Source organism: Tunturibacter gelidoferens (assembly GCF_040358255.1).
GTDB lineage: Bacteria > Acidobacteriota > Terriglobia > Terriglobales > Acidobacteriaceae > Edaphobacter > Edaphobacter gelidiferens.
In genome coordinates, this window is sequence record NZ_CP132938.1 from 821652 (window position 1) to 832100 (window position 10449).

Genomic DNA, 10449 nt, shown 5'->3' on the forward strand with positions numbered 1-10449 from the left:
GTCGCCAGCAATGGCGGCTTTTTCTACATCGTTTTCAACCTGAACAAGGAAACCTCCACACATCTACTCTGCCATGCCTACTTCGGCTCCGCTGGATGCACTCCGAGTTCCTTCAGCTTTCGAGTGGCGTTGCTGTTGGAAGGGTCTTTCTCCAACGACTTGTTGTAGCTTTCGATAGCCAGCTGTTTCTGACCGGATCTCATGTAAGCCTCGCCGAGGCTGTCATAGGTGTTCCCTGAATCGGGATAGTTCTTCACGTTTAGTTTGAAGATGTCGATGGCTTCGGGGAGGTGGCCGTCGGTCATCAGTTCGTAGCCCCAATAGTTAACTGTCGATTCATCGAGCTTGAAGTCTGTTGATTCCTTCCTTATGGCTGCATAGACGTCTTCGGCGTGATCGAAGCCCTGCTGGCCCAGTTCAGCACGAAAGGATTCGAGAGTTGCGGGCGCGCCTTTTGCCGGACGGTAGCTTGCAGACAGGAAGTGTTGGGGCGCGCCGTTTTCAGCAGGTGTTTTCTTGAGCCAGACCATTGCCGCTGTGTCGTGTTTCAGATAGGCGTCGAGAAAATGAAGGGTATAGCGGGCAATCCAGGTGTAACCGGCGATTCCGTCCTCGCGACCATAGTCGGCGATCTGTTGTTCGGGAAAACCTTCCCAGACATCCTCGTTCCGCTGGTACATTGAGCTGTGCTCGACGTGCACTAGCCCCAACATACGCACCAGGACGAGATCACCGTGCGCCCATGCGTTGAGGACACTGGGCCCTCGGTTCGCTTCGCTGTTGAGGTATTGGGACTGGTCTTCGAGTGTCATTCCTCCCTGGGTGAAAAACAAAAGAGGAATCGCCATTTGCTCTGGATGCACGTCGCCTTGCTTAACCAGTCCGGGGTAGTAGCGCATACTGCCGTCAAGGGCCACCAAGGCATCGATACGGTTGTCGCGTGCAGCGGCGAAGAGGTTAGAGATGCCGCCCCAGCTGAATCCGGCTACGGCAAGTGCGGACATGTCGGTGTTGGGTAATGTCTGTGCATAACCGATGAGAAAGGAGATGTCGCGGGCCTGCGCAGTGATCCCGACGATATCGTCGGTCATATCGCGCGTTGATGCACCCATGTCAGGGCTGGCGATGACGACGTAGCCGTGGCTGGCGAGGTATTCGCACAGGTCCGCGTTTTCCCAGGACATTGCGGAGAAGCTAGGTGCGTAGATCACGACAGGAAAGCGCCCCGATAGAGCTGGAGCATCGCGCACCGCCCACATGGGCATTGCGAGTGTGGGCTTGATGCCGTCGAGCCACTTCTGATGGGCAATGGACAGACTGGGCTTGTCGAAGCTTGTCTCCGTAGCCGCGAGATTGCCGTAGTCGCCGACGGTCATCGGTCTTGAAGCGGTCTTTTCGGCTGGATACCAGATGAGCGTCTGCAGGGGCCGGGCGCGCTCGCCCTTATACGGTTTGCCCAGGTCGTCGGACTTCGACCGGTATGTGCGGGAGTAATCGTATTGATCGACCACCTTGAGGCCGACAAGATGAGGTCCTGGCTTTTCTGCGAACCGAAACAGAGGTGTGTTTTGTGCAGGTGCGGCGATCGCAATTGCTACAAACCCAAATGCACCGATAATAAAGCGAGCAATTTCACTCATCCGACAACCTCTTAAAAGGACCTAGTTTCTCCACAATGGCGCGAGTATAGCATCGCTAAAGTACTGAATCGCTTACTACTATTAGCGTCAGCACCGAGGGTCACTTCCTCCAGGTCGGCTTTTCGAAAGCGATCTGAGAATTCCCTCTAGGAACGACCCGGAAGCTGAACTATTGTGAGGTCTTGCGCAGTTCGCTCCGCGCCCAAAGCCTTATCACCCCACGCGCCCGACTCTTCATCGCCGTAGTTCCTTCGCGTAAAAACCTCTCGATCATCTCCTCCGCCTCATCCCTAAGGGAAGCCTCCTGCATCGCAAGCAGTCCAAGCCCTTCCACCGCCGAGCACCTCACCACGTTGCTCTCATCCACAGCCAGCAGTGACATTGTTCGTGCAGCCCTCAATCGCTGCATTCGAGTCTGCGCGATTCTCGGCACCACCAGGCCAAGATGCCAGCGCGTTCGCGACTCCTCCGTGGGCAGCGTCTCAAGCAGGCCAGCGAGTTCGTCGGCGTAAGGCTCCAGCAGTCTGCCGTCCTTCTCCGTGATGCGCCGCGCCACATCGGCTGCGCGCTTGCGTATCTCGACGTCGTCGCCAAAGAGCTCCCGCACCAACGAACGGACCGCGGATCTGTCGGCAAGAATCTCCGCGGCGATCTCGCGCGCCATCGGCAGACCCCATCGCTTTACCCTGAGTCGTTGTCCCAGAGACTCCATGCGGCGAAGTATAGTTGAAGCTCATCCGGCTACACGGGAGCACATCGACCAGCCAAGCCGTATTGACACCGCTGCTAGGATTAATTCAGGAAGATCAGAAGACCCGGCACACTGCCGGGCCTTCCCTATTTAACAGGATTTGCTGGAAGTCCAAGTTCAAAGTCTTTGCTTTGAAGACTTTGCTCACTTTTGTACGGGAGGGGGAGGATGAAAACTACGCGCTGAACCTACATCCCGGTCGCGCGGCCGCCATGAGTCTTATGTCCCGGACGACGCGGAGTTACGCCAAACGCCCACTCTCGCACCGGCCCCACGTCTACGTGAACAAACTGCGACACCGGGTAGTATCCAACCCCACCGGCGTGCAGCGAAAGCGCGGTATTCCGCAACTGCACCGTCGAAACACCGGGTACGCGAAGGTCGATCGCATGACCTTCCATGTGCTGGCTATGCTCGGCGACCCCGGTCTTCACAGACGCGTGCCGCAGCGCCTCATTGGTCTCCGGCGTCCGGTACCCGCAGACAACCTGGATAACGCCACTCGCCTGTCCCAGCCGCGACATCATCGCGTGCAGCACATCGAACTCCTTTGGCTCGTAGTGGACTACGTCCTGCGTATAGTGATCGCGCAGGAAATAGTTCAGCTTGTCCAGCGCCTCAGGAATATAGGTGTCGCCGATCCGGTAGACTACGTCCAGACTCTCGCCGGTGTGCAGATTCGTCATCCGCAGTTGATACGGCTTTCCATCCTCCGGCAACTCGCCCGAGACCACACCCGAAGAGATCTCATCGGGCATTACGCCGGGCACAACCTCTTCGCCTGTGATCGCCACCGAATGCGTTTTGCTTCGCGAGGAGGTATGGAGAGTGCTGTGCAGCCCGGCGTGTACTCGGGTACGCACCGACTTGGCCCACGAAAGACCGGTTACCCCCAACATCAACATCGTAGTGGCCGCAACCGCCGCAAAACCTTTCGCGCACAATCTCTGCATCCAAACTCTCCTGGCCCCAGTGTTCGAAATGCGAATCCCCAAATGCGGTCCGCGATTCGTCATTTCCTTCTTCTAGTTTATCGGACTCATCTCCAAATCACTGATAGCACTTCTGTAACTTTAGTGTCATATTTGGATCGGCTTTCGAACTGCCTCAACCGTTCCCGTCAAAGACCGTAACCAGATGTATATCAACAATTAGCTGCGCTCAGCGGCAATCAACGTGTCGTAGACCAGTCTCGCCGAAGCTACGTCTTCGATCGCAATCCCGACGGATTTGAACACCACGGGACGATCTCTTCTTTCCAAAGCCTTTCCCAGCAGCAACTCTCCAATCTCAGCACTTACCTGCGCCTTCGCCAGAAGAATATCTCCCGGTTCTCGCAGCGCAGCCTCTCGAGATTCGACCACAACCGCTCCTTGCATCGCCTCTTCGTCGAGCTCCCTGCGATTTGGCGTCACGGCACCGACTGCACACACCATCGCGTCCTTCTTGAGCCATCGACCGAACAGGACCGGCTCCGGCGAACTTGTCAGCGTCAGCACAACGTCCGCGCCGGATACCACCTCCTCCGCTGTCCTTACTTGTGCCCCAACGTCCGCGGCGAACCTCCTTGCATTGCTTTGTGTACGGCTCCAAACGCGAATCTCTTCAAACTTCCGAACCCGCGACAGCGCCCGCAGATGGGACCGAGCCTGAACACCGCTTCCCAGAATGCCCAGCACCTTCGCCTCAGGTCGCGCGAGAAGATCGACAGCCACAGCCGATACCGCCGCCGTCCTCATCTCCGTTATCAGCCGCCCGTCCATCATGGCCAGCGGCTCGCCCGTTTCCGCACGAAACAGTTGAATCACTGCCTGATGCGTATGCTTCCCTCTATCGGCGTTGCCGGGGTAAAACGTGACCATCTTCGCCCCCATCACGTCTCCGTAGACGGCGGGCATCACGGCAAACCATCCGGAATGTGCGGCCACGGACATGACCGTTCGCAGCGGCTGCACCACGCGGCCTGCAGAAAAATCCGCCAACGCCTGCCGCATGGCTGGGATCAGCTCTTCATACGAGAGCGACGCCCTCACCTGTTCTTCACCGATAAATAACACTTGGCCACCCCTTAAATCGTTCTCCATTATCCGACGAGCCAGACCGAGCGTGCATGTGGCACCCTAGTAGATATGCAGCTCGACCCCATCCAGCTTCGCGTCCTCGGCTCGCTCATCGAAAAAGAGATCACCACTCCTGAGAACTATCCGCTCTCGCTCAACGCACTGGTCAATGCGTGTAATCAGCGCTCCAGCCGCGAGCCCGTCCTCGAGCTTGGGGAAGAGGAGGTTCGGCAGGCGCTCCACACGCTTGAAGATCTTGCCCTCACTAACCCCGTCCGCGACGCCCGCGTTCCCAAGTACGAGCATCGTGTCCGGACCGTCCTCAACCTCCGCCGCGACGAGACTGCTGTCCTTTGCCTGCTGCTGCTGCGCGGTCCACAGACACCCGGCGAGCTTCGCAGCCGCGCCGACCGCCTCTACACCTTCGACGACCTTGCAGCTGTCCAATCCACCCTCGAACGCCTCGCCACTCGCACAGCGGCGGACGATTCGACTCCGGAAAAGACCGGACCTCTCGTAGCCATCCTCCCTCGCCAGCCCGGCTCCCGCGAAGCGCGCTACGCTCATCTCCTCGGAACGCCACCGGACCTTACCGCCTACCCTGCCGAACGAGCCGAATCGGTCACCTCAACCACTCAACGCATTACTCAATTGGAAGCTGAAATCGCAACGCTTTCCGCTGCCATAAAGGCTCTCCAGACACGCGTTGACTACCTCGAAGTTCGCCTCGGATCGCAAGCAGAAGTGCCTGTGTCTCCCGACGATTCCTCTGTAAGATGAAGCTTCGTCCGTACTTTCGCTACCATGTCTGACTCCATCGTCTCCAAAGCGCCAGTGACTCTCAATCGCCGTGCTCAGTTTCGGCGTGAGAGCGATGCCGAGAACGACAACCTCGCACGCCTGGTTGCGCAACTGCCGGAAGCGATTCTCTGCTTCAACCACAATTGGATCGTCACCTATGCCAACGCGGAAGCTGTTCGAGTCAGCCGCATCCAGCCCTCCGATATAAACTCCAAAAGCCACTGGCAGCTCTTCCCGGAGACCGTTGGCACGGCTCTGGAACGCACCTACCGCACCGTTATGCAGACTCGCCTTCCTCAGCACATCGAGCACTTCTACGCTCCATTCGATGTCTGGGTCGACGTGCACATCCTCCCTACCGACGAAGGCGTCGCTCTCTACTACCGAGACGTTACCGACCGCAAACGCGCCGAAGGCCTTCGCGACTCGGCCGTCCGCCAGCTGCGGCAGATCTTCGACGCATCCCCCGACTCCATCGTTTGCATCGATCGCAACTGGAACTGTACCTTCGCCAACCGCGCGGCGCTCGACATTCTCAAAACGGACACACTCATCGGTGAGAACCTATGGGAGCGCTTCCCGTCGAACCAGAAGGAGCCTTTTCGCTCTCACTATCGCACGACGATGGACCGGCGCATCGCCACCGAGTTCGAGGCCTACTACCCGGCGCCGCTCGACATCTGGTTCCGCGTCTCCGCACGACCCTTCGAAGACGGCATCATCATCTTCTCGAGCGACATCACCGACCGCAAGGGCGCAGAGCTTCTTCGTGATGCCGCCGCGCGCCAGCTCCGCCAGGTTCTCGAAACCACCACCGATGCCGTCGTAAGCCTGAACCGGGATTGGAACTTTACCTTTCTCAATCGCCGCGCCAGGGAGCTTCTCAGCCCCATAGGCGAACTCCTCGGAAAGAATCTCTGGAAGGAATTTCCCGCCGCGGCGGAGCCGGGCAGCGATTTCCGTTATCACTACCATCGAGCGATGGAGGAAGGAATTCCAGGTGAGTTCGAGGCCTATTATCCGGAGCCCTTCAACCTCTGGCTCTCGGTTCAATGCCGGCCTTACGACGACGGTATGGTCCTCTTCTTCCGCAACGTCACCGCACGGCATCAATCCGATCAGGTTCTCAAGCGGCAGCAGGATCTTCTCGCCTCCGTCCAGCAGACCGCTCGCGCCGCCACCTGGGACGTGGATTACGCAACTGGCAAGGCCACCTACGGAGCCGGCTCATATCCAGTCTTTGGCCATCCCCTCGCCGAAATCCCCGACGCTCGCTCCTTCAAGAAATTCCTTCTCCCCAAATATCTGCCTACGATTGCTTCGGCCGTGCAAGCCGCGGTCGAGACAGGTCAGATGATCGTGGTGGAGTGTCAGATACAAGCTGCAGATGGTCGCATTCTCTGGATCGAGAACCGGGGCCAGATCGTCTCGGTTGCCGGCAAACCTGTCAGCCTTCGCGGCCTCTCCATCGACATCACGGATCGCAAGAAGAGCGAAGAAGCTTTGGTCACAAGTGAAGCCCGGTACCGTGTCTTGGCCGATCTCAATCCGCAGGCCATCTGGATGGGCGCACCAGACGGCAGCATTACCTATGCCAACCAGGGATTCCTCGACTACATCGGACTCACCATCGAAACCATCGGCGGCCACAACTGGCTCAATGCCTTCGACCCCGAAGATCGGCAGCGCGTCACGGAAGCCTGGACTCATTCCGTCGCCACCGGAGCCGAATATGATATCGAGGCACGTCTTCTACGTGCTAAAGACCGTTCTGCTCGCTGGTGGTGGCTTCGCGCCCAGGCGGTTCGCGACGAGTCCGGACAAATCCTCCATTGGCTTGGGGTGGCCATCGACATCGACGACCGCAAGAGGTTCGCTGAAACCCTCCAGCAACGCCAAGAGGAGACCGAACGTCAGCGATCAGAACTCGAATCCATCTACCAGACCGCTCCCGTAGGGCTCGCTCTCTTCGATGCCGCCACGCTTCGCTATCTCCGCATCAACGATCGTCAGGTGGAGATCATCGGCCTACCCCGCGAGAAGATCCTCGGCCAGGTCATTACTGACGTCGTCGCAATTCCCGGGCTCAAAGAGCTGCTCCAGACGGCTGCTTCCGGCCGGCCGGTGCGCAGTCATCTCCTCCATGGCGAACTTCCCGGACGTCCTGGCGAACAACGTTCTTTCAATGTCAGCTACTCTCCCGTCTTCGCGGCAGACGGTTCGGTCGAGGCTATCGCCGCTGTTGTCCTCGAGGTCACCCTTCAGAAAAAAGCTGAGGCTGCCCTTATTCAGAGCGAAAAACTGGCCGCCGTCGGTCGTCTGGCCAGCTCCATCTCCCACGAGATCAATAATCCGCTGGAGGCCATCACCAACCTGCTCTATCTCATCAACCTCTCTGCCGATCTGCCCGAAAACACACGCGAGTATCTCCACACGGCACAGAGCGAACTCTCCCGCGTCTGTCAGATCGCCACGCAAACCCTCCGCTTCCATCGTCAGGCCGTCCGTGCTACCCACGTCAGTGCAGCCGATCTCGTCAACGCCGTCCTCAATCTCTATCAGGGCCGCCTCGCCAACTCGCACATCAAGGTGGAGGCCTCCTACAAGACCAGCACCACCGTACTCTGCTTCGAAAACGACATCCGGCAGGTCCTCAACAACCTGATTGCCAATGCGATTGACGCCATGCGCGGCAACGGCGGACATCTCATCGTCAGAGCCCACGACGCCACCGACTGCTCCTCCGACTCGCAGCCACCGCGTCAAGGCATTCGCATTACAATCGCCGACACCGGGCATGGCATGTCCACCGCGGTAAAGGCTCGTCTCTTCGAGCCCTTCTACACCACCAAAGACCTCAATGGCACGGGACTTGGCCTTTGGATCTCCGCCGGCATCGTCACACGCCACCAGGGCAGACTCACCTACCGCAGCAGTGAGCACCCCATCCACCACGGCACAATCTTCTCCCTGTTTCTTCCCTTGGCAGAGGTCGATGCGACCATCCCCACCTAGCTCATCGTTGCCGGCGACAGGACACTTCCAGCCGGTTGAAGAATTCACCATCTTCACTGGCGACCCACGGCATTGCGTAATTGTTCAAAGACCGAAGTATTATGACTCGATAGCTTTTTTCTGCGCATACCTCACCGACACGCGCACCACTACCGGAGAACACCTCATGCAGAAGTTCGCAATCCGTCACATCCTGACCGCCGCACTCCTTCTCGCCGCGCCGGCCTTTTCCCAGACGAATCCTCAGGCCAACACCACGGTGCTCGTTGACATCGACCATCGCCCAGCCACCTCTCTCGACGGCGACTGGCATACCATCGTCGACCAGTATTCGACCGGCATCTACACCCTGCATCAGGAGCTTCGCAAAGACGGCTTCTTCATGAACGCTCCGTTTGACCCGAACGGCCATCCGCAGGACTACAACTTCGCTAACGCGCCCACTCTTCGCGTCCCCGGCGACTGGAATACCCAACGCCCGGAACTCCTCTACTACGAAGGTCCTATCTGGTACGAGAAGGACTTCCAGCACACTGCCGCGCCGAACACCCGCACCTTCCTTCACATCGGCGCGGCCAACTACCGCACCTTCGTCTGGGTCAACACCAGGAAAATCTGCGAGCACGAGGGTGGATTCACTCCCTTCGATTGCGACATCACGGCTGCCCTCCACGATGGCAACAACTTCGTGGTCTTGTCGGTTGACAGCACCCGCATCGCTGACGGAGTTCCCACGCTCCAGACCGATTGGTGGAACTATGGTGGCCTTACTCGTGACGTATCCCTCGTAGAGGTTCCCGATCAGTTCATCGATGACTACGACCTTCACCTCAGCCGCACGGACCGATCCGTTATCGAAGGCTACGTCCACTTGGCGAGTGCACCGGCAGGCACCCCGGTTACCGTCACCATCGCCGAATTGCATGCGAAGGTCGAATCAACGGTAGACGCGAATTCACGCGCCGTCATCAGCATTCCCACGAAGTCCCTCAGCCTCTGGTCGCCCGAAAATCCCAAGCTGTACAAGGTCGAGATCTCCTCGGGCCCCGACAAGATCGAAGACACCATCGGCTTCCGCACCATCGAAACCCGCGGCACGCAGATCCTCCTCAACGGCCAACCCGTCTTTCTTCGTGGCATCTCCATCCACGCCGAAGCCCCCTTCCGCACCGGCCGCGCTTACACACAAAAAGATGTCGACACCCTCCTCGGTTGGGCCAAAGAACTTGGCTGCAACTACGTTCGACTCGCCCACTACCCGCACGACGAGCGCATGACCCGCACCGCCGACCGCCTCGGCCTCATGGTGTGGTCTGAGATTCCAGACTATTGGGCCCTCCAGTTCGACAACCCCGCTGTCCTCGCAAAGTCCAAGCAACAGCTCTCCGAGATGATCCGGCGCGATCGCGACAAGGCTTCGATCGTGCTATGGTCCGTTGCCAACGAGACGCCGAACACTGAGGCCCGCACGAAATACCTCACCGCAATGGTCGATCTCGCGCATCAGCTCGATCCCACTCGTCTCGTCACTGCGGCTCTTCTTGTTCGCACGGAGAAGACCGCAACCGGTTCGAATAAAATCGTCGACGACCCGCTTGGCAAAGCGCTTGATGTTATTGGCACGAACGAATACATCGGCTGGTACGAACAACACGCAGAGGGTGCCGACACCACAACATGGGACATTCGCTATGACAAGCCTCTGATCATGTCTGAGTGGGGTGGTGACGCAAAAGCAGGCAACCACGCGCCCTCCGGCGATACTCACCCGGCGTTGTGGACGGAGGAGTATCAGGCCGAAATCTATCGCCATCAGATCGCGATGCTGAACAAAATCCCTCAGCTTCGCGGCACCAGCCCTTGGATTCTGATGGACTTTCGCTCGGCCCGTCGCGTCAACCCGGGCCTGCAGGACAACTTCAACCGCAAGGGCTTAGTCTCCGATCAAGGCGTCAGGAAGCAGGCCTTCTTTGTCCTTCAAAAGGCCTACAAAGACAAAACTCTTGGCAAAGCGGAGTAGCGGGACTGAACCTGGCGCGGAAAAAATGTGAGACCTCGGCCTGGCCGGGGTTTCGCATTTTTGCTGGCTTTTTGAGGGGTGTTTTGGAAAAACCTGGGGCGTAGACGTGGTTTTCTGGTGGTGTAATCGTGGTGAAATGCATGGTAAACGTGGAGGAAAAAC

7 protein-coding genes are annotated in these 10449 nt (G+C 58.3%); 3 read left to right on the plus strand and 4 right to left on the minus strand.

Annotated features, from left to right (window positions below):
- Nucleotides 1-77: 77 nt before the first annotated feature.
- The 4 genes from RBB81_RS03890 to RBB81_RS03905 all read right to left on the minus strand — a co-directional run bounded on the left by RBB81_RS03890 (nt 78) and on the right by RBB81_RS03905 (nt 4448).
- A complete protein-coding gene (locus RBB81_RS03890; RefSeq protein ID WP_353072779.1) occupies nt 78-1640 on the minus strand; it encodes a tetratricopeptide repeat protein in 1563 nt (520 codons plus the stop codon).
- Nucleotides 1641-1809: 169 nt separating this feature from the next.
- Nucleotides 1810-2304, minus strand: a complete 495-nt coding sequence (locus tag RBB81_RS03895) for a hypothetical protein (RefSeq protein ID WP_353072780.1) — start codon at nt 2302-2304, stop codon at nt 1810-1812.
- A 275-nt stretch (nt 2305-2579) separates the two neighbouring features.
- Complete coding sequence (locus RBB81_RS03900; protein WP_353072781.1) at nt 2580-3344, minus strand: YcbK family protein; 765 nt, start codon at nt 3342-3344, stop codon at nt 2580-2582.
- Between the two features lie 198 nt (nt 3345-3542).
- Nucleotides 3543-4448 (minus strand): ornithine cyclodeaminase family protein, encoded by a 906-nt coding sequence (locus RBB81_RS03905; protein ID WP_353072782.1) that lies wholly within the window; start codon nt 4446-4448, stop codon nt 3543-3545.
- Nucleotides 4449-4520: 72 nt separating this feature from the next.
- Between RBB81_RS03905 and RBB81_RS03910 the strand changes: the two genes are divergently transcribed.
- The 3 genes from RBB81_RS03910 to RBB81_RS03920 all read left to right on the plus strand — a co-directional run bounded on the left by RBB81_RS03910 (nt 4521) and on the right by RBB81_RS03920 (nt 10287).
- Nucleotides 4521-5231: a YceH family protein gene (locus RBB81_RS03910; RefSeq protein WP_353072783.1), complete on the plus strand. Its 711-nt coding sequence runs from the start codon at nt 4521-4523 to the stop codon at nt 5229-5231.
- A gap of 54 nt (nt 5232-5285) precedes the next feature.
- Nucleotides 5286-8267, plus strand: coding sequence for a PAS domain-containing sensor histidine kinase (locus tag RBB81_RS03915; protein ID WP_353072784.1), 2982 nt, complete (start codon nt 5286-5288; stop codon nt 8265-8267).
- 166 nt (nt 8268-8433) lie between these two features.
- Complete coding sequence (locus RBB81_RS03920; protein WP_353072785.1) at nt 8434-10287, plus strand: glycoside hydrolase family 2 protein; 1854 nt, start codon at nt 8434-8436, stop codon at nt 10285-10287.
- Nucleotides 10288-10449: the final 162 nt, after the last annotated feature.